Genomic DNA, 20,643 nt, shown 5'->3' with positions numbered 1-20,643 from the left:
AGCCTAGTCGCCCGCACGGCGCGGCTGATCGCCGGTCGCTGGGTCGTGGGGGATGTCGTCAACGATGAAGTGATCCTCGGGATCGTCATCGAGGTCTTCAAAGCGCCGGGGGCTGGTGTCCTGGACGATTTCCTGCACGTCGTCGTACTCGACATATCGATCGACGTACTCGGGCGTGGGCTCGTCGGCCTGGGTCTCCTCGGCCGACCAGGACACCAGCGGTTCGTCGGGTTCGAGCTCCGGTTCCGGATCTGGCTCGTCGTAATCGACGTCGCCCTCATCCTCGTCGACGACGTCGGATTCCTGCTCTTCCTCACCCTCGGGCTCGGGCTGCGGGGCCGCTGGCTCAGGCTCGGGCGCGGGCTTCGGGGCTACCGGCCGCGGCTTGCGAGTCAGGCCGCCGGACATCGCCACCGTCAGCCCGCCGATCCCGACGAACCACAGGAACACCGCAGGCCCGAACGTCGCCTGATCGACGCCCACCGATCCGAAATTGCCCAGCCGGCCGCCACCGGCGAAACCGGCCAGCGCCATCGTCACCGCGGCCAGCGTCGACGCCACCAGCAACTTCCCGGTGGCCGCCCCGATCGGGAGCGGTCGTCGTGCACACTGCTGCCCCACTGCCACGGCCGAGGCCGCCCCCACGATCAGGAGCGCCACCCAGATCGGGCCCAGCGGCGGCGTGGGCACCGCTGCCAGCACCGGCACCGCGGGAATGTCGCCGCCGAACACGGTGAACGAACTGAAGGCGGCCAACCCGACATGGGCGCTGGATCCGACCGCGATGGCCGAGGCCCCCACGATCACGTTGGGGATGTAGAGGATCGACAACAGCGTCAGGCTGAGCTGGCCGAACAGGCTGTCGGTGATCGCGAACAGATCGTGCATCGTGCCCCAATGCACCACCAGGGACACCGCAGTCACCGCACCGGAAAGCCCGAACAGGGCGAGAACGCCTGCGACGGCGGCCCGGATCGCGTCGGGCAGCCAATCCGGCAGCGGCAGGGCGGTGAGTGTGCGTCGGCCCACCTTCGACCCGACGCCGATCAGCGCGCCGATCGCGTGCACGACCAGGACGCTGCAGAAAGCACGCAGGGCATTCGGGGTCTGTAGTTCGCCGATGACCGAGGCGGCGTCATGGATGACGGCCAGCAGAAGGGCCGCGATCAGAATGGGCCCGCCCAGCGCCGAGGCAACGACCCAGCGGGTGACGAACCAGGAGGAATTCGGGGCGGTGGCCGCGGCGGTGGTGCGCGCGGTGCCCCAGATCATCGCCATCACCGGCAGCAGCGGCATCACACCCAGCTCGCGCCCGCCGATCGAGACCGGCACCTGGTGCACGCCCAGCCACATGCTGGCGATCGCACCGAGCGCGCCCGTCATATCGCTGTTGGCGATCAGCAGTTGCAACAAGACAACCGCGGCGATGACCACCAGCGCGACGACGGACGGCCCGAACGCGACCCGGAGCAACTCACGTGCCTGGCGGGTGCCGACTGGCCGGTTACTCACTTGGTGGGCTGCTCCTCGCAATAATCGGCGCGTGCGCGGGAAGCGCACGCGCCGATCAGCTTACGACGGCGCAGGGCCAGATTGCTGTGAAGGCGGCTGCTGTGCCGGGCCGGCGCCGGGCGCCGAGGAGCCCGACTGCTGCGGCTGGCCGTAGGTGGGGTAGCCGGTCGGAGGCGTGGGCGGGCCACTCGGCTGCTGACCCTGCTGGCCCTGCGGGGACTGCACGGGGTAGCCACCGGTGTTCGGGCCGCTCGAGTAGCCGCCGTACTGCGAGGGGTAACCGGGCTGCTGCGGCTGAGCCTGCTGGTAGGGCTGGCCGCCGTGCTGCGGCTGGTGCTGCTGACCGTAGTACTGCGACGGGCCGCCGTACTGGCCGTACTGCGGCTGCTGGTCGAACTGCGGCTTGGGTGCCGGGGGCGTGATGATGCCCGCTTCGAACAGGAGCGCGGCGATGGCGGCACCGGCCTGGATCAGGGTGAGGACCAGGAGAACCCAGATCGTCCAGTCGGCCGATCCACCGCTGGACACCACGGCGCCGATCACGAACAAGAACGGAATCGTCGCGATGGCTGCGACCACTCCCGTGTACTTGTTCTGCTTGGGCAACAGGCTGACACCGGCCAACAGACCTGCCAACAGTGGCAGCGCCACGAGCACGACCATTCCCTGCGACGTCGAGGCGTCGAGGGCGAAGCTCACGAAGTAGATGAGCAGGCCGGCGACGGCCACGACTGCCAGCAGGATCTCGGGCAGCTTGTTCTCGCCGGGTTGCGCGGCGGCCGGAGCCGCTGCCGGGGCCGCCGGAGCCGGTGCGGGGACCGCCTTGGCGAACTGCTGGGTGGCGTCGAACTGCGAACCCGACTGTGGGTTCGGCGGCGGGTATCCGGGATTACCGGGCGGGTAGGTCATGACCTCTCCTGTGCTATCAAGCTTCGCGACGTGTGTTCACGCAGGCATGAATACCGACCACGTGAGCGATTCGATCTTCCACGCTAGCGCACCCGGCTGGGCGCCGGGCGCGCGTGCGTGGTGTCAGCGCGGTCTCAAGCTGATACCAGGACGGGTGCGTCGGCGGAATCCGTTTCGGCTGCCTCGATTTCGCGGACCAGCGGCAGCACGTTGGCCCCGAAGTACTCGATTTCCTCTTGGAAATGCAGGAATCCGCCGAGGATCAGGTCCACACCACGTTTGCGGTAGGCGGCGATGCGTTCGGCGATCTGCTCAGGTGTGCCGATCAACTGGGTGCGGAAGCCGTCGTTGTACTGCACCAGATCCTCGAAACTGGAATCGGCCCACATGCCCTTCTTGTCGCCCGTGGAGTTGCCGGCCTGCTGCACCGCACTGCGGAAGCCTTCGACTGCGGGCTTGTTGGCCTTGGCCACGATTTCGCGGAGAACTTCCTTCGCCTCTTTCTCTGTGTCGCGGGCGATGATGAACCCGTTGAGACCGAACTTCACCTCTCTGTCGGCGTTGCGGGCGTGATCGCGTACCTCGACGAGCTGTTCGGTGAGGCCGTCGAAGTCCTTGCCGTTGGAGAAGTACCAGTCGGCGTAATAGCCGCCGTTGCGGCGGGCTGCGGTCGAGTTGCCGCCCTGGAACAGCTCGGGGTTAGGACGCTCGGGAGTGTTGAGCGGCTTGGGCTTGAGGGTGAAATCGTGGATCCGGTAGAAGTCGCCGCGAAAATCCACGTCGTCCTCGGTCCAGATCTTGCGGAGAACCTGCAGAAATTCCGCGCTGCGCCGGTAGCGCTCGTCGTGTTCGAGCCAGGGTTCGCCCAGGTGGGTGAACTCGTCCTTGAACCAGCCCGAGACGACGTTGACGGCGAAGCGGCCGTTGCTGAGATGGTCGGCAGTGGCGCCGAGCTTGGCCAATACCGCCGGCTGCCACAGGCCCGGATGAACCGCGGCGATGACCTTAAGCCTCTGCGTGGCCAACAGCAGGGCGAGACTGAAGCTGGTGGACTCATGCTGGTACTCCGCGCCGTAGCTGGCCTCATAGCGAACCTGCGACAGCGCATACTCGAAGCCGTTGGCCTCCGCGGTCTGCGCGAGCTTCTTGTTGTACTCGTAATTCCAGTCGGTGCGCTGCTCGATATCGCTGGTGACCAGGCCGCCGCTGACGTTGGGCACCCAGTAGGCGAACTTGACGTGGTCGGCGATGCGTTCAGTCGTCATGCCGGTGATCCCAGCAAACCGCAGGAACTCCGTCGCGGGTATCGATCGCGATGAAGTTTTCTGCCGCGAAGCCAACTAACGAGACGGTCCGTCTTGCCACCGAGACTGAAACACGTTCTAATTCTGGTCATGGACTATGGGCTTGTTCTCTTCACCAGTGACCGCGGCATCGCCCCGGCCAAGGCCGCCAAACTCGCCGACGATCACGGTTTCACGACGTTCTACGTCCCCGAGCACACCCACATCCCAATCAAGCGCGAGGCCGCTCACCCGACCACCGGTGACGAGTCCCTGCCCGACGACCGTTACATGCGGACCCTCGATCCGTGGGTATCGCTGGGCACCGCCTGTGCAGTGACGTCGCGGGTGCGGTTGTCGACAGCCGTCGCGCTGCCCGTCGAGCACGACCCGATCACGCTGGCCAAATCCATCGCCACCCTGGACCACCTGTCCGGCGGGCGCGTGTCACTGGGCGTCGGATTCGGTTGGAACACCGACGAACTCACCGACCACAACGTTCCCCCGGGCCGGCGCCGCACCATGCTGCGCGAGTACCTGGAGGCCATGCGTGCACTGTGGACACAGGAAGAAGCCTCCTACGAAGGCGAATTCGTGAACTTCGGGCCGTCGTGGGCCTGGCCCAAGCCCGTGCAGTCCCACATCCCGGTCCTGGTCGGCGCGGCCGGCACCGAGAAGAACTTCAAGTGGATCGCCAAGTCGGCTGACGGCTGGATCACCACGCCGCGCGACTTCAACATCGACGAACCTGTCAAGCTGCTGCAGGACACCTGGGCCGCCGCCGGGCGGGACGGTGCACCGCAGATCGTGGCGCTGGACTTCAAGCCGGACCCCGAGAAGCTCGCGCACTGGCGCGAACTCGGCGTCACCGAGGTGCTGTTCGGGCTGCCGGACAAGTCCGAGGCCGAGGTGTCGGCGTACGTCGAGCGGCTCGCGGGCAAGTTGGCGACGCTAGTCTAGTTCTGGGTCTTGTATCTAGCGCCGAGCGCGCCGAGATCGACGCCATGGTCGTAAAAGTTCAACAACAACGACCATGGCGTCGATTTCGCGGTTACGCTGACCCGGGTGCGCACCGCGGGACGCCTCGTCGTCTGCCTCATCGCACTTCTTTCCGCCTGCGCACCCGGTACCGGCCCCAGCGATGGCAAGGGCTTTCCTGATTTCAGCGGATACACGCCCGCCGACCATGACACGTATTTCTCTGGCGGGCAGAGATATTCGGGATACAGCTTCCGGACACCGAACGGCCTGACGTGCTCGTCGAATGACTATCCCGATCCCGACTACGCGCGGATTGAATGTTGGGGGCAGCGGCCGGACAAAGGGCCGGGGCTCTGGTCCGTGGCTGCCGAACGACGGTCTGCCGCCACGATTCGTAAGCTCACCGGCCCGAGCCCTCCCCTGGCCACTGCACCTCCGTTACTGCCCGCCCAGCACGTCGTGCGGCAACCCAACGATGACCTTGTCTGCGGCATCGACAGCAACATAACGGCATGCCGTATCGGCAGGCACGGGTTTGTGCTGGGCCCTCGCTGGACGAGGCTCTTCTGAGCAGGTCGGCTTATGCCGGCGTCGCCGTGTTCCGCTTCTCCCCGGACTTCACGATGATCGACGCGCCCAGCGGTTCCCCGTCGGAGAGCAGCTGCACCAGCGCCTCATCGGTCGTCGTCGCCAGGAAGCGACTGCCGTCGGAATCGAGGCGCCCGATGATGATCCCGGTGCGCGGCGTCCAGTCGTAGCGGACGGTGTAGGTCTCGATGGTCGCCGGGCCGTCAGCCTTTTCGGTGATGGCGACGCGCTGCTGAGCGTTGAACTCGGCCTGCAGGGCGGCGCTCTCGTCGGCCACCCAGTCGGCCGGCTCGGTGGAGTAGATGCCGACCGAATACTTGCTCGCGATACCGCCGTTGCCCCCGACGAGCGCGAATTTCCCTGGCTTGTCGCGCATTTCATTGACAGCTTCGGCGATACCGTGCATCGAGTAGTTGTTGCCCGGGCCACCGAAGAACGGCAGGCCACCGGTGAGGGTAAGGCCACGCTCGTCGTCGGCCGCCAGACCGGTGCCGTCACAGATGTTGAACACCGGGAACGGGAAGCAGCTGTAGAGATCGAAGGCCGCGACGTCGTCCAATCCGATACCGGCGATCCGCAGCGCCTCGTTGACGGCGATCACCGCAGCTTCGCTGTAACCGAGTTCGGCACGCTCCAGCAGCTTGATTTCCTTCATGTCGGCATGGCCGCGCAGGTAGACCCACTTCTCTTCGGGCACACCGAGTTTCTGGGCAGACTCGACCGACATCAGCAGCACCGCCGCGCCCTGGTTGACCTGGTCGCGCGCCACCATCATGCGCGGATACGGGTCGCAGATCATCCGGTTGCTCTCGGTGACGGTGGCCAGCTCGTCGACCGAACGCTCCACCGGCGCAGACGAATACGGGTTCTTGGCGGCCACCTTGGAGAACGGCGCGAACAGCTCGGCCATCGCCTGTCGGTAGTCGCCTACCGACAGCCCGAGCCGGGCGCGGCGGGCGTTCTCCAGCAGGCCGTACTGCACCGGGGCACCGATCAGCCCGTGCTTGATCGTGTACTCGTCGAAGATGCCGTCGTAACCGAAGCCACGGTCCTCCAACTGGCCGTCGATCGTCTCGGAGTGGTCCGGCTTGTCGTCACGCTTGGAGAAATACCGCAGTGTGGAGGTGTTCTCCGAGCCGAACAGCAGCACCACCTCGGCCTCGCCCGCCGAGATGGCTCCGGCGAACTCAGTGACCAGGTGTTGCGGACTCTGGCCGCCGATGACCTCGAGGATCGCGCGGGCAGGCTCGGCGCCGACGTTGCGCGCCACCGAGCGCGGGTAGTTGTTCGACACGCCCAGGGTTGCCGACTGCGGACCGGAGATCTCGAACTGCCGCGTGCCCGCCACGGTGTCGATGGCCTGCGCCACGGCGGCACTGTCGGCGCCGCAGTCGTGCACAGCCGCCTTGGCCGCCTCGGTGGCCAGCTCGACCGAGGACATCCCGCGGTAGCCGTCGAGGTCGATGCGTTCGGTGAACTGTCCGACGCCGACGATGACGGGGGTGCGCGGATCGACCATGACCATCTCCTTGACAGGTGTTAATTCGTGAGGCTAACCGATCGGGGTTTCGCGGGCGAAATCGGTGCGTATCTGCCCCCATGAGTCGCATTAGGGTGGATGGGTGACGCAGCCATTGAGGCTCGATACCGCGGCGCTGAACGGGGCTGCCCAAGACCTGGCCGGGCTCAGCGACGAACTCGACCATTCACTCACTCACGAGTGGCAACCACCAGCCGATCAGCCATCGGCAAGGGCCACGGTTGCGGTAACCGCTGCAACCAACCACGTCATGAGCGAGTGCTCCGCTAACCTTCTCCAGTTCGCAGACAACATCGCCCAGGCAGCGCGCTACTACGATGCGACCGACTCGGCCAGTGCTGGTGCCGTTATCCACACGATGAACCCGTCGAAGTAGGAGCAGCGGGTCCAGATGCTGACACGTTCCCGCGTCGAGGGTTGGACGACGGGCCACCTGAAATCCGCGGCGCTCGGATGGGAGCGCGCCGCCACCATCATCCAAGAGCACTACAGCAAGGCACAAAGCACTGTTGGCGGCGTTCCCTGGACCGGCCCGGCGTCAGACCGAGCGAATGACAAGTTGTCCGAGAACATGGCCAAGGTCCGGGGAACGCTCGACCTCATGCGGGAGACCGCGGGCATCGCCAAGTCGGGAGCGGAATCGATCGACGCGGCCAAAGACGACGCGGTAAATGCGATCAAAGACGCCGAGGCCCAGTTCTTTTCGGTGAGCGAGGACTTGACAGTTACCGACCGCGTGCCATGGATAATAAGCCCCGCCCTGGCCCTGATGCGGAGACTGAAGGCAGCGCACGCACAAGCCGACATTCGCGCCAAGGCCGTAGTGCTGGAAACAACCGATCAACAAGTCGCCGACCAACTCGACGGCATGACGGCGAAGTTGCGCGAGTTCGATCTTGAGGGCGGCAAGGGAGGAGCTCCGGACAGCGGGAAGCCCGGTAACCCACAGGTCACCGGACTGCCAGGTCCACTGAGGCCCGAAAGCAAGGCGGCGGACCTGAATTCCACGCTGCCTGGCACAGGCATCGAGATCAGCGGCGACGGACGGACCGGCTACCCCACATTGAACGGCCAACGAAATCCGTTGGAGATCGACGCGAACAAGCCGTCAGTGGACAACCCCGAAGGGCGTGACAAAGTTCGGCCGTTACCGACCGGCACGATCGTCGGCCCCGACGGCAAGCAGTACGCGCTCTACAGCGAGGTCCCTTACACGCTGCCGAATGGAGATCCCAATCCCGAGTATGCGACTGCCAATACGACTGTGGTCGATCTGTCCGATCCGTCGAAGAGCATCGGTGCCCTCTCAGGAATCTCCCAAGCCAGCGGCGTCTACGACCCCAAGACCAACCGCATGGTCGTAGTCGGAAACACCGGCCCTCACCCCGGCGATCGAACGAGAATGCTGTACATGTCCGATCCGATCGACCCCACCAATCCGAACGGGTGGATGCAGACTCTGAAGCCCCAGGGGGAAATACAGGGACTTCCTGGCGATCGAGAAAGTCAACTCGTCGCACTCAAAGGTGGCGGATACATGCTCGTCGGCTCGGACAACGTTGTCCGAGATGGCAATCAACAGCCAATCGGTGCAGTAACAGCCGCTACCCCGGCAGGGTTGCTCACCGCCCCGCGCACCGACTTATTTCCACCAGGCCCTCATCCGAATTGGCCAGGCTCACCGCCTGCACCGCCCTATGGGCCAACCGTCATCGACACGACTTACGACCCGGTCACAGGCAAGGAAACGGTCCAATTGCGAGTCAGCACTTGGGAGCGACCTGAATGGTGGAAGGGACCAACACCCGAACAGCCGAAAATGCCATATAACCCCCAGACCTACTCGACAACTGTCACGGTGCAGCACTAACAAATGGAGAGCAGCACGATGAGCAAAGCCTGCAGGTCTACGAAGCGATGCCTCGTCTTCCTGGCATTGTCGACGAGCCTCGCAACGTTCTTTCCAGCGACGGCTAGCGCCGCGCCGCCCGGATTTCCAGACCTCTCACTCTTCAAAGAAGTGCATGACGGCCGGACGTTCACCCGCCCGGACAAATGGGCCAACGGTTACGCCTTCTTCCGGACCCAATCCGGGATCTCGTGCGCCCTCGGTGGCGGCACCTGGTGCTATGGAGACCTACCCGGTCTGGTAGCTGACCAGAAAAGCACGTGCACGTCCGTTACCCGCGAGAATCCATCCGAGCCGTTTCAGTTCGAGAAGTCTGACAAGCCATGCGTTCCCACGTCCGACGACTTGCTCAATCCCGGGGAGAAACTGACTTTCGAGGCGTACGGCACAACCTGCGCAGTTGGGGATCAGAACCTCGTAGCCTGCATCGACAACTGGCACAGTCACGGATTCGTCCTACAAGCGTCCGGCAGCTGGGCGTTCTGATGAGGTTGGCCCAATGTTTGGCGGTCCCGGTCTTCGTGCTCGCGGCCTGCTCGTCGACTTCCGAACTCCCCGCACCCCCGGAGGGTTTCCCCGACCTGAACTCATTCACCGCGGTAGATCCCAAGGATTACAGCTTGGGCGGTACGGCATTCGTCAGTCCAGAGCAGATCCATTGTGTGCTTGACAACGGACCGCGTAAGACGGTGGTCTGCGGCGGCAACATCGACGGGGTTCCCGACTCACTGGGTGGCGACGGTTGTCCTAGGGTGAGCAAGCCCGACGACAGCCCGAGCGACACTCCGTACTCCATCACGCGGACCAAAGGTGCCTGCGCTTCAGCCAGATTCAAGCCGATCACCACCGGCAAGAAACTCGTCGGCGACAACAGCACCTGCGTCGTCGGCAAGAACAACCTGGTGGCCTGCATCGACGCCGACCACAATCACGGCTTCGTGCTGCAACCCTCGGGTAGTTGGACGTTCTGATGCGGGTCGCAACGGCGATCACCGCGGCGGTACTGACGACGACTGCCCTGAGCGCTTGCACCACAGCGACTGAAGGACGGCCGATTTCGGGACCGCACTCATACCCCTCTCCCCCGGCCGGGACCTTTCCAGATCTCGCCGCCTTCCACGTTGCCGACCTTGCCGGCTACAGCAGCACCAACTGGCACGACGACACCCAGGTCTCGTTCACGGCGGCGGGCGTGACCTGCTTGGCCAATGTGTACGGCCAGACCACCGGTGTCGACGGGCTGGGAATGATCGACTGCCGCGCTGCGCACATGCCCGGATTCCCCCGCGGTGCCGGTGGCCAAGAGCTGCCGGGCAAGGCGCCGGCCTGGGAGACTGTCGTGCAATCTGTCAGCGAAACCTCTGATGGCGATTTCGAATTCACTTTCACGGGCGGCGGCCAGTGGGGCAAGGACAGCGAACCGAAAGAGTTGCCCGCCGGCCAGAAGCTCGTCGTCAACGATTCCGGGTGCGCAGCCGGGGACGACTTCGTCGCCTGCTACACCGCCTATCACCACGGTTTCGTGATCTCACCCGGTGGGAGCTGGGCGTACTGACCTGGGCACGTCACCGTTTTCTACGGCAGGGTCGTTCCGAGTCCTGGAGCGCGACCCGGGTGTAGAAAGCGGCGACGCAAACCGAAGCGGAACGACCCGGGTGTAGAAAACCGCGAGACAGAACCCCTCTGACCAGCACACCTTGACGACTCTGTCACTTAGTGACACATTGGAGCTGTCACTAAGTGACAAGTTCTGGAGGTGAGGCGATGGGCGAAAAGCAGGAGCAGGCTCGTCTCGAGGTGTCACGGCACGCCTGCAAGTTGTTCTGGGAGCAAGGCGTCGCCGCCACCAGCGGTGACGACATCGCCGCGGCGGCAGGGCTTTCGACGCGCACGATCTGGCGCTACTTCCGCGCGAAGGAGAGCTGCGTCGAACCGGTGCTGGCCAAGTCCGCAGACCGGTTCATCGCCATCCTGAACCGCTGGCCGCATGACCTGTCGTTGGCCGAACATCTTGCCGCTGACGGGGTTACACATCCACTGGCGCCCCAGGACGTGGCCGATGAGATCAGTGCGATGCGGATCGCCACCATGACTCCATCGGAACCGGCACTGCGCACCGCCTACCTGATGGTGCATGACCGGATGGAGCAGGGCTTCATCCCGGTGATCGCCGACCGATTGGGCCTGCCCGCCGACGATCTCACCGTGCGACTCTGCGCCGCCGCCGTCACCGGGGCGTTCCGCGTCGTCGATGAGGACGTCAGCGTGGCGGTGATCGTCGAGGGGAAGACGGTCACCGGGGAGCAGGCACTCTCGCTGATCGACCGGGCGATCCGCGACGCCACCAACGGGCGCCTCGGCGGCCCTGTCGCGTCCTGACCCATCCCGAAAGAGCTTGTCTGCACCTACGAACTTAAGGAACCTCATGGCGTTGCCTGAACTCATCTCGGTGGAGGAATTCTTCAGCCCACCCGAGCGCACAGCTGCCAGGATCTCGCCCGACGGAACCAAGATCGCCTATCTGGCACCGTGGAAGAACCGCCTCAACGTATGGATCCAAGACCTCGACGGTGACACTCCGCCACGCTGTGTCACCGCGGATGAAACCCGCAGCGTCTACATCTACCAATGGACCGACGATCCGCGATGGCTGCTCTACATGCAGGACAACGGTGGTGACGAGAACTTCCACATCTACCGCATCGATCTGGACAACCCCGACACCACCGCAGTGGATCTGACACCGTTTCCGGGAGCCAGGGCGAGCTTCGACCTCACCAAGGGCCGACCAGGAAAAGCGATCGTGCAGACCAACAACCGCAATCCCGAACTGGTCGATGCGTACGAACTCGACATCGCGACAGGAGAACTCACCCTTCTGGCGGAGAACCCCGGCAATGTCATCATGTGGCTGTGCGCCCCCAACGGTGATCTGTTCACCAACACGTTGACGGCCGACGGTGACGTCGAGATATCGCAATGGGACTCGGCCACAGCCTCATTGCGACCCATCAAGGTCTACGACGGCACCGACTATCCGCTGGGTATCTTCCCTGTCGCCATCTCCCCGGACGGCACCGGCATCTGGCTCGGATCAAATGAGGGCACCGACAGGACCCGACTGGCCCGCATCGACGTGGCCACCGGCGCGGAGACCGAAGTGGACAGCCACCCGACGTTCGACCTCGGCAACCAGATGGTGCTGCCGTCTCCGTTCATCCTGAGCGAGCGTACGGGCGAATTGATCGGCGCCCGCTACTACGGGGAACGTCAGGTGATTCATGCTCTCGACCCGAATTTCGCTGCGGTACTGGAGAATCTGACCAAACTGTCCGACGGCGACCTCGGGGGCATCTCTTCCGATGACAGCGGGCAGCGATGGGTGGCCAATTTCACCCATGACCGCGACCCCTGGGCGACGTACCTCTACGACCACGCCACCGGCGAGAGTCGGCTGCTGTTCCGGCCGTATCCGAATCTGAATTCAGATTCACTAGCACCGATGACGCCGGTGACCATCACGGCCCGCGACGGGCTGGAGCTGCACTCGTACCTGACCCTGCCCGTCGGGATCGAGCCGACCGATCTGCCGTTGGTCCTGCTGGTGCACGGCGGCCCGTGGTCGCGGGATTGCTGGGGCTTCCAGCCGGACGTGCAGATGCTGGCCAACCGTGGATATGCGGTGCTACAGGTCAACTTTCGCGGCTCGACCGGCTACGGCAAGGCGTTCACCAAGGCCGCGATCGGCGAGTTCGCCGGCAAGATGCACGACGATCTGATCGATGCGGTCGACTGGGCCGTCAAGCAGGGTTATGCCGACCGCGACAAGGTGGCGATCTTCGGCGGCTCGTACGGCGGTTACGCCGCACTGGTCGGCGTGACGTTCACTCCGGACGTCTTCGCCGCAGCCGTCGATTACGTCGGGATCTCCAGCCTGGCCAACTTCATGCGCACGCTGCCGAATGTGGCCCGGCCGTTCCTGGCCAACAACTGGCACCTCTACGTCGGGAATCACAACGATCCCGAGCAGGAGGCCGACATGCTGGCCCGCTCCCCCATCACGAAGGTCGATCAGATCCGCACACCGCTGCTGGTCGTCCAGGGCGCCAACGACTCTCGCGTGGTGCAGGCCGAGTCCGACAACCTGGTCGAAGCGCTGCGCAAGCGTGGCGTCGAGGTCGAATACATGGTCAAGGAGGACGAGGGCCACGGATTCCTCAACCCCGACAACCAAATCGACATGTATCACGCCGTCGAGCGGTTCCTGGCCGAGCACCTCGGCGGGCGCGTCTAGCCGGGACGCCGAGCGCACGCTCGCGCCAAAAGAAAGGCCCCCGCCGTAGCGGGGGCCTTTCCGTCGTAACGACTTACAGGTTTGCGAGCAGCTCGCGCGCCTTGGCGGCGGTCTCGGACGGCGTCTTGCCGACCTTCACGCCCGCGGCCTCCAGGGCCTCCTGCTTGCCGGCGGCGGTGCCCGCACCGTCGGACACGATGGCGCCGGCGTGGCCCATCGTCTTGCCCTCGGGAGCGGTGAAGCCCGCGACGTAGCCGACGACCGGCTTGGTCACGTTGGCCTTGATGTAGGCCGCGGCCTTCTCTTCTGCGTCGCCACCGATCTCACCGATCATCACGATCAGCTTGGTCTCGGGATCCTTCTCGAACGCCTCGATGGCATCGATGTGGGTGGTCCCGATGACCGGGTCGCCGCCGATGCCGATGGCGGTGGAGAAGCCGAGATCGCGCAGCTCGTACATCATCTGGTAGGTCAGCGTGCCGGACTTCGACACCAGCCCGATCGGGCCCTTGCCGGTGATGTTGTTCGGCGTGATGCCGACCAGCGACTCGCCGGGGGTGATGATGCCGGGGCAGTTCGGGCCGATGATGCGGGTCTTCTCACCCTTGTCGACGTTGTAGGCCCACGCGTAAGCGCTGTCCTGCACCGGGATTCCCTCGGTGATGACGACCAGCAGCGGGATCTCGGCGTCGATGGCCTCGATGATGGCGTCCTTGGAGAATGCCGGCGGCACGAAGGCGATCGACACGTCAGCGCCGGTCTCCTTCATCGCCTCGGCCACCGATGCGAACACCGGCAGCTCGACGTCGTTGCCGTCCTTGTCCTTGTGCGACACAGTCGTTCCGGCCTTGCGGGCGTTCACGCCGCCGACGACCTGGGTGCCGGCCTTGAGCATCAGAGCGGTGTGCTTGGTGCCCTCACCGCCGGTGATGCCCTGGACGATGACCTTGGAATTTTTGTTCAGGAAGATAGACATGGGTCATGAATCCTTAATTACTTGTTCGCCAGCTCGGCGGCCTTGTCGGCGCCGGCGTCCATGGTCTCGGCCTGGACAACCAGGGGATGGTTGGCCTCGGCCAGGATGCGCCGGCCCTCTTCGACGTTGTTGCCGTCCAGGCGGACGACGAGCGGCTTGTTGGCCTCGTCACCGAGGATCTGCAGCGCCTTGACGATGCCGTTGGCCACCGCGTCACAGGCGGTGATTCCACCGAACACGTTGACGAACACGCTCTTGACCTGGCTGTCGTTCAGGATGACGTCGAGGCCGTTGGCCATGACCTCAGCCGAGGCGCCGCCGCCGATGTCGAGGAAGTTGGCCGGCTTCACGCCGCCGTGCTTCTCGCCCGCGTAGGCGACGACGTCCAGCGTCGACATGACCAGACCGGCACCGTTACCGATGATGCCCACCTCGCCGTCGAGCTTGACGTAGTTGAGGTCGTTCTCCTTGGCCTTGAGCTCCAGAGGATCGGTCGCGTCCTTGTCCTCGAACTCGGCGTGGCCGGGCTGACGGAAGTCGGCGTTGGCGTCGAGGGTGACCTTGCCGTCCAGCGCCAGGATCTGGTCGTCGGGCGTACGCACCAGCGGGTTGACCTCAACCAGGGTGGCGTCCTCGCCGATGAACACCTCCCACAGCTTCTGGATGGTCACGGCGGCGGCGTCGAGCACCTCGGCGGGCAGGTGACCCTGCTCGGCGATCGAGCGCGCGAAGGCCAGATCGACACCCTTGACGGCGTCGACGGGAACCTTGGCCAGCCGCTCGGGCTTGGTCGCGGCGACTTCCTCGATCTCCATGCCACCCTCGACCGAGCACATGGCCAGGTAGGTGCGGTTGGAGCGGTCGAGCAGGAAGGAGATGTAGTACTCCTCGGCGATGTCGCTCGCCTCGGCCACCAGCAACTTTTTGACGACGTGACCCTTGATGTCGAGACCGAGGATGTTGGTCGCGTGCTCGAGGGCGTCCTCGGGGGTAGCTGCGTACTTCACGCCGCCGGCCTTGCCGCGGCCGCCGACCTTCACCTGTGCCTTGATCATCACGGGCTTGCCGATTTCGGTGGCGATCGCCTTGGCGTCCTCGGCCGAGTCGGTCACGCGGCCCGGGGTCGTGGGGACGTTGTGCTTGGCGAACAGCTCTTTTGCCTGATATTCGAAGAGATCCATGTGCTTCCTAGATAGGCGTTGTCTGTCTGCTTGGCTTCTAGCGCGCTTCGAAGCTGCCCGGTCCGCATACCTCTGACGGGCCCGCTGGCACTTTATCCATCGCCGAGTGATGGGTTAGCATCGCCTCCGGCTCATGTGGTAGATCTCACCGCCCATGGGAGGTGATACGGATCACATTCCGACGCGGAATAGACCCATAAGTTGCCACCATCATTGGGATTTGGTTAACGTGCCTCTGGTCCAGATAACGTTCAGGTCACGACGAAGAAGGATTCTCGAGTCTTGCCGCAGCATCGTTCGTCCGCAGCTCCGCGAGGAGTGCCGACGGACGCGCGCCGCCGCAGGCGCCGGGTATCGCCTGAAGAACTGGACGCCGCGGAGATCACCGACGTCATCCCGTTCAGCGCTTTCGAAGCGTTCGATGCCCCCTCCGGCCAGGATGATCGCGAATCGGACGATCACGAATCCAGCGTCATATATGCCCCGGAGCTCGACGATCTAAACGACACCGACGATCTGGTGCCAGTCCGCCTCGCCGTCCCCTCCCGCTTCCGCCCCGAGGCCGGCACTGAGCGCGGCTCCCGTTACGCGTACCGGGACAGCCACACCGACGTGAGCGACGGCGTCGCCGCCACCGACGTGATCAACCTGTCCGGCCGCCGCGGTGCCCACCGCAAGGAGCACGCGGGCGCCGTCAAGAGCCGCCTGATGATCGCCGCCATGGCCGCGGGTGCCACCGCCGCCGGCGCCTACTCGTTGGGTAACCCCACCGAGACCAACGCCGACGACACGATCCTGGCCTCCGAGGGCAGCCACATCGAAGGCGCCTCCGTCACCGGCTCGGTGGACGGCATGCAGATCGTCTCGGTCTCCTCGACCGCCGACACCTCGGTGCACGCCGAAGAGATCACGAAGGCCGCCGCCTTCGCCCAGGAACGCGCCGAGCGCGAGGCCCGGCTCTCGCGCCCGCTGTTCGTCATGCCCACCAAGGGCTACGTCTGGACCTCGAACTTCGGCTACCGCTGGGGCGTGCTGCACGCCGGCATCGACCTCGCGAGCCCGATCGGTACCCCGATCGTGGCGGTCTCCGACGGCGTCGTCATCGCTTCGGGCCCGACCGCCGGCTACGGCGCGTGGGTCAAACTCCGCCACGCCGACGGCACCGTCACGCTCTACGGTCACATCAACACGTGGCTCGTCAGCGTGGGCGACCGGGTGATGGCCGGCGATCAGATCGCGACCGTCGGAAACCGGGGCTATTCCACCGGCCCCCACCTGCATTTCGAGGTGCTGCAGAACGGCACCAGCCGCATCGATCCGGTGCCGTGGCTGTCAAAGCGAGGCCTCAGCCTCGGCAGCTATGTTGGCTGAGTGAGCGACGACGGTCAGATACCAGCCGATCACCCGGACGAGGACGACGACCGCACCCGCATCATCCGGCGCCAGCCACAGGGCCCGGTTTCCCGGCCCGTCCCCGTGGCCGACGAACCCCACACGAACATCATCCGGCGCCATCCCACCGGCGCCATCCCCACCGCGGGTAGCGCGGAGCCCCAGACCAGCCTGATCGGCCGTGCGGACGACGACGCCGCCACGAGCTACGTGCCCCGCGCCCGGCCCGTGATCGTCCCGCGCACCCCGGCGGGTGCCAATCCACGTACGGCCATCGTGGCGGCGACGTTGGCCATCCTCAGCGGCTGGGCCACCGGCGTGATCGCTACAGACCTGATCGCAGGCTGGTGGCGCACCGACCGATTGTTCTGCGTCGCCATCGGTTTCCTGGCGGCGATCTCGGCTGCAGCAACCATCGGCGGGCTCATCGCATTGTTGCTGCGACGCCGGATGGGCCGGCTCCTGGTCGTCGTCGGTGCGGTCATCGGCCTGCTGATCTTCGGCAGTCTGTTCATCGCCGGGGCCCGACTGCATCCCGTCGTCTACGCGATGCCCGCCCTACCGCTGGCCGCCATCCTGTTCACCGTGTTGCCCGCGACCGGACGCTGGAGCGTACCGACGGTCGCCAGTCCCCCTAGAACTTGACCGGCAGCCGCGCCCAGCCGCGGACACTGGACGTGTGGGCGCGGAAAGCGTTGGGGTAGTCGACTTCCCAGTCTGTCCACCGCTTGAGCACTTCTTCGAACGCCACCCGGGCCTCCAGCCGGGCCAGCGCCGAGCCCAGACAGAAATGCAGGCCCTGACCGAAGCTCAGGTGACCGCCGATGCGGTGGATGTCGAAGCGGTCGGGATCGGTGAACTTCGACTCGTCACGATTGGCCGATCCGTTGAGCAGCAACATGTACGAGCCCTCAGGGATGGTCTGTCCGTAGTGCTCGACATCCTGGGCGACGTACCGGGCCTGCACCGGTGACGGCGGTTCGAAGCGCAACGTCTCCTCCACCGCACCCGGGATGAGGCTCGGGTCGGCCACCAGCTCGCGCCGTTGGTCGGGATGTTCACCGAGCAGCTGCCCCATGAAACCGATGAGCCGAGCCGTGGTTTCGCCGCCCGCGCCGGCGATCATCGCGGTGTACGCCAGCACCTCGGTGCGTTCCAGCTTGCGCCGGGTGCCGTCGGGTTCGTCGATCTCGGCGTTGAGCAGCTCGGTCATCAGGTCGTCGGAAGGATGGGTGGCCCGCCAGTCGATGTACTCCGAGAACATCGCGAGGGACTCCACGAACACCGTCGCACTGACATCGGTGGTCGCGTCGGAGAGTGCGATGTTCTTGTCGGTGCTGGCGCGGATCTGCTCCTGACCTTCCTCCGGAATACCCAGCAGATAGCCGATGGTCCGCATCGGCATGAACGCCCCCAGGTCGGCGACGAAGTCCAGTCCGTCCTGCCCGCGAAGGGGATCCAGCGCCTTCGCGCAGAAGCCGCGCACCAGGTCCTCGACGGCCAGCATGCGGCGCGGCGTGAAGACTTTCGACAGCAGTCGACGATGAAGATCGTGCAGCGGGGGGTCCTCGAACAGCAGGATGCCCGGCGGGACCTCAATGCCGCTGAACAGGATGTCGGCCGTCGTGCCCCGCCCGGACCGGTAGGCCTGCCAGTTGGGTAGTTCACGGGCCACGTCGTCCCAGCGGCTCAGTGCGTAGAAGTTGTACTTCTCGTTGTAGTAGAGCGGCGCCTCGCTGCGCATCCGCTTCCAGATCGGGTACGGATCGTCGTCGATGTCGTTGTCGAACGGGTCGTAGTACAGCTCCACAGCCTGTTGCGTCGTCACCGATCCGATTCCCCGTCCATGTGGTACCAAATAGTTGTTCCACCGTACTGTGCGGCTCGCAGACCGGTCAATCACCCACTCACTCACAGGGTTCTGAACTGCTCAGCTGAATGTGAGTATTCGTGATCGAATGTGCGTTTTAGTGGGTATGTGAAGTTGGCAGGGTGGGCGTGTGCGAATGGTGTGCATTCGCAGACGGCGTATCGGTGGTTTCGTGAGGATCGGATGCCGGTGCCTGCGCGCCGGTTGGAGTCTGGGACGATCCGGGTAGATGCTCCGGCCGGTGGCGAGGCAGGCCGCACCGTCGTGTATGCGCGGGTGTCGTCGCATGATCAGCGCCAGGATCTGGATCGGCAGGTCGCACGGCTGGCTGCTTGGGCCACTTCGAACGGGCATGTGGTTGGCGAAGTGGTGACCGAGGTCGGGTCAGAGTTGAATGGGAAGCGCGGCGAAGTTGCGCCGGATTCTGTCGGACCCGGCTGCTTCAGTGGTGATTGTGGGACACCGGGACCGGTTGGCACGCTTCGGGGTTGAGCATCTCGAAGCGGCGTTGTCCGCGCACGGCCGCAAGGTGATCGTCATTGACCAGGGTGAGACCGTCGACGATCTGGTGCGCGACATGATCGAGGTGCTGACCTCGATGTGCGCGTGCCTGTACGGTCGCTGGGGCGCGCGGAACCGGGCGGTGCGGGCGGTGACCGCCACCATGCAGACTGAGCCTGTCGAGGTGGGTGGGGATGGCTAGGTTCGAGATCCCTCCGGGGTGGACGGCCCAGGCGTACCGGTTCGCCTTGGATCCCACCCCAACGCAGCTGCGGGCGTTGGCCTCTCACGCGGGCGCGGCACGGTTCGCCCACAATCACATGCTGGCGCTGGTGAAGGCGGTGATGGATCAGCGCGCTGCTGAACGCAGCTACGGCATCGACGAGGCGCAGTTGACTCCGGGGTTGGGGTGGTCGTTGCCGGCACTGCGCAAGGCCTGGAATCAGCGCAAGGTGTCATGCGCGCCGTGGTGGGGTGAGAACTCCAAGGAGGCCTACAACAGCGGCCTGGACGGGTTGGCCCGCGGACTCGATGCGTGGTCGAAGTCCCGTACCGGTGAGCGTAAGGGCCCGGTGGTCGGGTTCCCTCGGTTCACGTCGGCTCGGGCCCCGAAGTCGGTGCGGTTCACCACCGGGGCCATCCGGATCGAGGCCGACCGCCGCCACGTCACCCTGCCGCGGCTGGGCGCGGTCCGCACCCACGAATCGACCCGCAAGCTGGCCCGCCGCATCGAGGCCGGTACGGCCAGAGTCTTGTCGGCCACCGTGCGCCAAGACTCTGCCGGGCGCTGGCACTGCGCCCTGGCGGTGATCGTGCAGGCCAAGACGCGGCCGGCGCACGCACGCCGCTCGGCCCATGCGGTGGTCGGTGTTGACGTCGGGGTGAAGGCCGACAGTCTGCTGGTCATCGCCACGCCCGACGGTGTTGAAGTCGACCGGATCGCAGCACCGAAGTCGCTGAGCGCGGCCCGATCTCGGTTGCGGGCATTGCAGCGGCGCGCGGCGCGTCAGCACGGCCCCTACGATCGGGCTGTCAAGGCCAAGCGGACACCGTCGAAGCGGTGGCGGCGCACCCAGGCCCGGATCGGCCGCACGCATGCCCATGCCGCGGCGGTGCGCCGCGACGTGCTGCACAAGGCCACCACCGCACTGGCCCAGCAGCATCAGGTGATAGTGGTCGAAACCTTGAACGCCGCGGGTATGCGCGCCAAGGGAGGTGCGCGCAAGCGAGGCCTCAATCGTGCGCTGGCTGATGCCGCACTGGCCGAAGTGCGGCGGATGCTCGGTTACAAGACTCGTTGGTACGGCAGCGCTCTGGTGGAGGCCGACCGATATTTTCCGTCGTCGAAGATGTGCACGGCCTGTGGGAGGCGAAAGCCAAACCTCACCCTGGCCGATCGAATCTTCGAGTGTGACGGCTGCGGTATGCGGATCGACCGTGATCTGGGTGCTGCGATCAACCTCGCCCGACTCGGCGTACCCACACCAGTTGTGGGTGAACAGGGTCCTGCCGGGAGTGGCCCGGTGGCAGGACGTGGAGCCACGCGTGAGACCGAACCCGCGCCAGCGGGTGAGGCAGCCGGCGATGAAGCGTCAACCCCGCACCACCGGCCGGTGGATCAGACGGGGACCGCCTCACCGCAAGGCGAGGCTGCCTGATGAACACGCGAACTCACATTCGCTCACCAAAAGGCAAACGGTTCTTCCA

Annotated in this window: 18 protein-coding genes and 1 pseudogene; 12 read left to right on the top strand and 7 right to left on the bottom strand. The window is 65.2% G+C overall.

Going from position 1 to position 20,643, the window contains the following annotated elements:
• Positions 1 to 3: 3 nt before the first annotated feature.
• From AB0876_RS03465 to sfnG, 3 genes are all read right to left on the bottom strand, one after another.
• Positions 4 to 1,512 carry a cell division protein PerM gene (locus AB0876_RS03465; RefSeq protein WP_526041205.1) on the bottom strand — a complete coding sequence of 503 codons (1,509 nt, stop codon included), beginning with the start codon at positions 1,510 to 1,512 and terminating at the stop codon, positions 4 to 6.
• 60 nt (positions 1,513 to 1,572) lie between these two features.
• On the bottom strand, positions 1,573 to 2,421 hold the full coding sequence (locus tag AB0876_RS03460; protein WP_491839887.1) for a DUF5336 domain-containing protein: 849 nt from the start codon (positions 2,419 to 2,421) through the stop codon (positions 1,573 to 1,575).
• A gap of 134 nt (positions 2,422 to 2,555) precedes the next feature.
• Entirely contained in the window at positions 2,556 to 3,686 is a 1,131-nt protein-coding gene (gene sfnG, locus AB0876_RS03455; protein WP_526041204.1) for a dimethylsulfone monooxygenase SfnG, read from the bottom strand.
• A gap of 129 nt (positions 3,687 to 3,815) precedes the next feature.
• Between sfnG and AB0876_RS03450 the strand changes: the two genes are divergently transcribed.
• Entirely contained in the window at positions 3,816 to 4,664 is an 849-nt protein-coding gene (locus AB0876_RS03450) for an LLM class F420-dependent oxidoreductase (RefSeq protein WP_491839889.1), read from the top strand.
• Between the two features lie 105 nt (positions 4,665 to 4,769).
• On the top strand, positions 4,770 to 5,255 hold the full coding sequence (locus AB0876_RS03445) for a hypothetical protein (RefSeq protein WP_526041203.1): 486 nt from the start codon (positions 4,770 to 4,772) through the stop codon (positions 5,253 to 5,255).
• 10 nt (positions 5,256 to 5,265) lie between these two features.
• Here the strand turns inward: AB0876_RS03445 and AB0876_RS03440 are convergent, their stop codons facing one another.
• Complete coding sequence (locus tag AB0876_RS03440; protein ID WP_526041202.1) at positions 5,266 to 6,792, bottom strand: acetyl-CoA acetyltransferase; 1,527 nt, start codon at positions 6,790 to 6,792, stop codon at positions 5,266 to 5,268.
• Between the two features lie 103 nt (positions 6,793 to 6,895).
• On the opposite strand from AB0876_RS03440, the gene AB0876_RS03435 reads away from it, so the two are divergent.
• From AB0876_RS03435 to AB0876_RS03410, 6 genes are all read left to right on the top strand, one after another.
• Positions 6,896 to 7,189, top strand: a complete 294-nt coding sequence (locus tag AB0876_RS03435; protein WP_526041201.1) for a hypothetical protein — start codon at positions 6,896 to 6,898, stop codon at positions 7,187 to 7,189.
• A gap of 15 nt (positions 7,190 to 7,204) precedes the next feature.
• Positions 7,205 to 8,683 carry a hypothetical protein gene (locus tag AB0876_RS03430; RefSeq protein WP_526041200.1) on the top strand — a complete coding sequence of 493 codons (1,479 nt, stop codon included), beginning with the start codon at positions 7,205 to 7,207 and terminating at the stop codon, positions 8,681 to 8,683.
• 524 nt (positions 8,684 to 9,207) lie between these two features.
• On the top strand, positions 9,208 to 9,693 hold the full coding sequence (locus AB0876_RS03425; RefSeq protein WP_526041199.1) for a hypothetical protein: 486 nt from the start codon (positions 9,208 to 9,210) through the stop codon (positions 9,691 to 9,693).
• Entirely contained in the window at positions 9,693 to 10,277 is a 585-nt protein-coding gene (locus AB0876_RS03420) for a hypothetical protein (RefSeq protein WP_526041198.1), read from the top strand. The genes AB0876_RS03425 and AB0876_RS03420 overlap by 1 nt, the downstream gene beginning before the upstream one ends.
• 209 nt (positions 10,278 to 10,486) lie before the next feature.
• The gene (locus AB0876_RS03415) at positions 10,487 to 11,101 is read left to right on the top strand and encodes a TetR/AcrR family transcriptional regulator (protein ID WP_526041197.1); all 615 of its coding nucleotides are present in this window, start codon (positions 10,487 to 10,489) and stop codon (positions 11,099 to 11,101) included.
• Positions 11,102 to 11,147: 46 nt separating this feature from the next.
• Positions 11,148 to 13,016, top strand: coding sequence for a S9 family peptidase (locus AB0876_RS03410; protein ID WP_526041196.1), 1,869 nt, complete (start codon positions 11,148 to 11,150; stop codon positions 13,014 to 13,016).
• A gap of 73 nt (positions 13,017 to 13,089) precedes the next feature.
• Here the strand turns inward: AB0876_RS03410 and sucD are convergent, their stop codons facing one another.
• A complete protein-coding gene (gene sucD / locus AB0876_RS03405) occupies positions 13,090 to 13,992 on the bottom strand; it encodes a succinate--CoA ligase subunit alpha (protein ID WP_448441918.1) in 903 nt (300 codons plus the stop codon).
• A 17-nt stretch (positions 13,993 to 14,009) separates the two neighbouring features.
• A complete protein-coding gene (gene sucC, locus AB0876_RS03400; RefSeq protein WP_491839897.1) occupies positions 14,010 to 15,173 on the bottom strand; it encodes an ADP-forming succinate--CoA ligase subunit beta in 1,164 nt (387 codons plus the stop codon).
• A 282-nt stretch (positions 15,174 to 15,455) separates the two neighbouring features.
• Between sucC and AB0876_RS03395 the strand changes: the two genes are divergently transcribed.
• On the top strand, positions 15,456 to 16,544 hold the full coding sequence (locus tag AB0876_RS03395) for a M23 family metallopeptidase (protein ID WP_526041195.1): 1,089 nt from the start codon (positions 15,456 to 15,458) through the stop codon (positions 16,542 to 16,544).
• The gene (locus AB0876_RS03390) at positions 16,545 to 17,210 is read left to right on the top strand and encodes a hypothetical protein (protein WP_526041194.1); all 666 of its coding nucleotides are present in this window, start codon (positions 16,545 to 16,547) and stop codon (positions 17,208 to 17,210) included.
• Here the strand turns inward: AB0876_RS03390 and AB0876_RS03385 are convergent.
• Positions 17,200 to 18,393: a cytochrome P450 gene (locus AB0876_RS03385; protein ID WP_526041193.1), complete on the bottom strand. Its 1,194-nt coding sequence runs from the start codon at positions 18,391 to 18,393 to the stop codon at positions 17,200 to 17,202. The two genes, AB0876_RS03390 and AB0876_RS03385, sit on opposite strands and share 11 nt — an antisense overlap.
• A gap of 150 nt (positions 18,394 to 18,543) precedes the next feature.
• Here AB0876_RS03385 and AB0876_RS03380 point away from each other — a divergent pair.
• Both AB0876_RS03380 and tnpB read left to right on the top strand, forming a co-directional pair.
• A pseudogene (locus tag AB0876_RS03380) lies at positions 18,544 to 19,138 on the top strand (IS607 family transposase).
• Complete coding sequence (tnpB, locus tag AB0876_RS03375; protein WP_491839901.1) at positions 19,131 to 20,594, top strand: IS607 family element RNA-guided endonuclease TnpB; 1,464 nt, start codon at positions 19,131 to 19,133, stop codon at positions 20,592 to 20,594. Before AB0876_RS03380 ends, tnpB begins: the two are co-directional and overlap by 8 nt.
• The last annotated feature ends 49 nt before the right edge of the window (positions 20,595 to 20,643 follow it).

Origin of the sequence: Mycobacterium sp. NPDC049093, from assembly GCF_040704635.1 — a bacterium.
Taxonomy (GTDB): Bacteria; Actinomycetota; Actinomycetes; order Mycobacteriales; family Mycobacteriaceae; genus Mycobacterium.
Note: the sequence above shows the minus strand (reverse complement) of the source record. Positions and strands in the feature narration are given on the sequence as shown.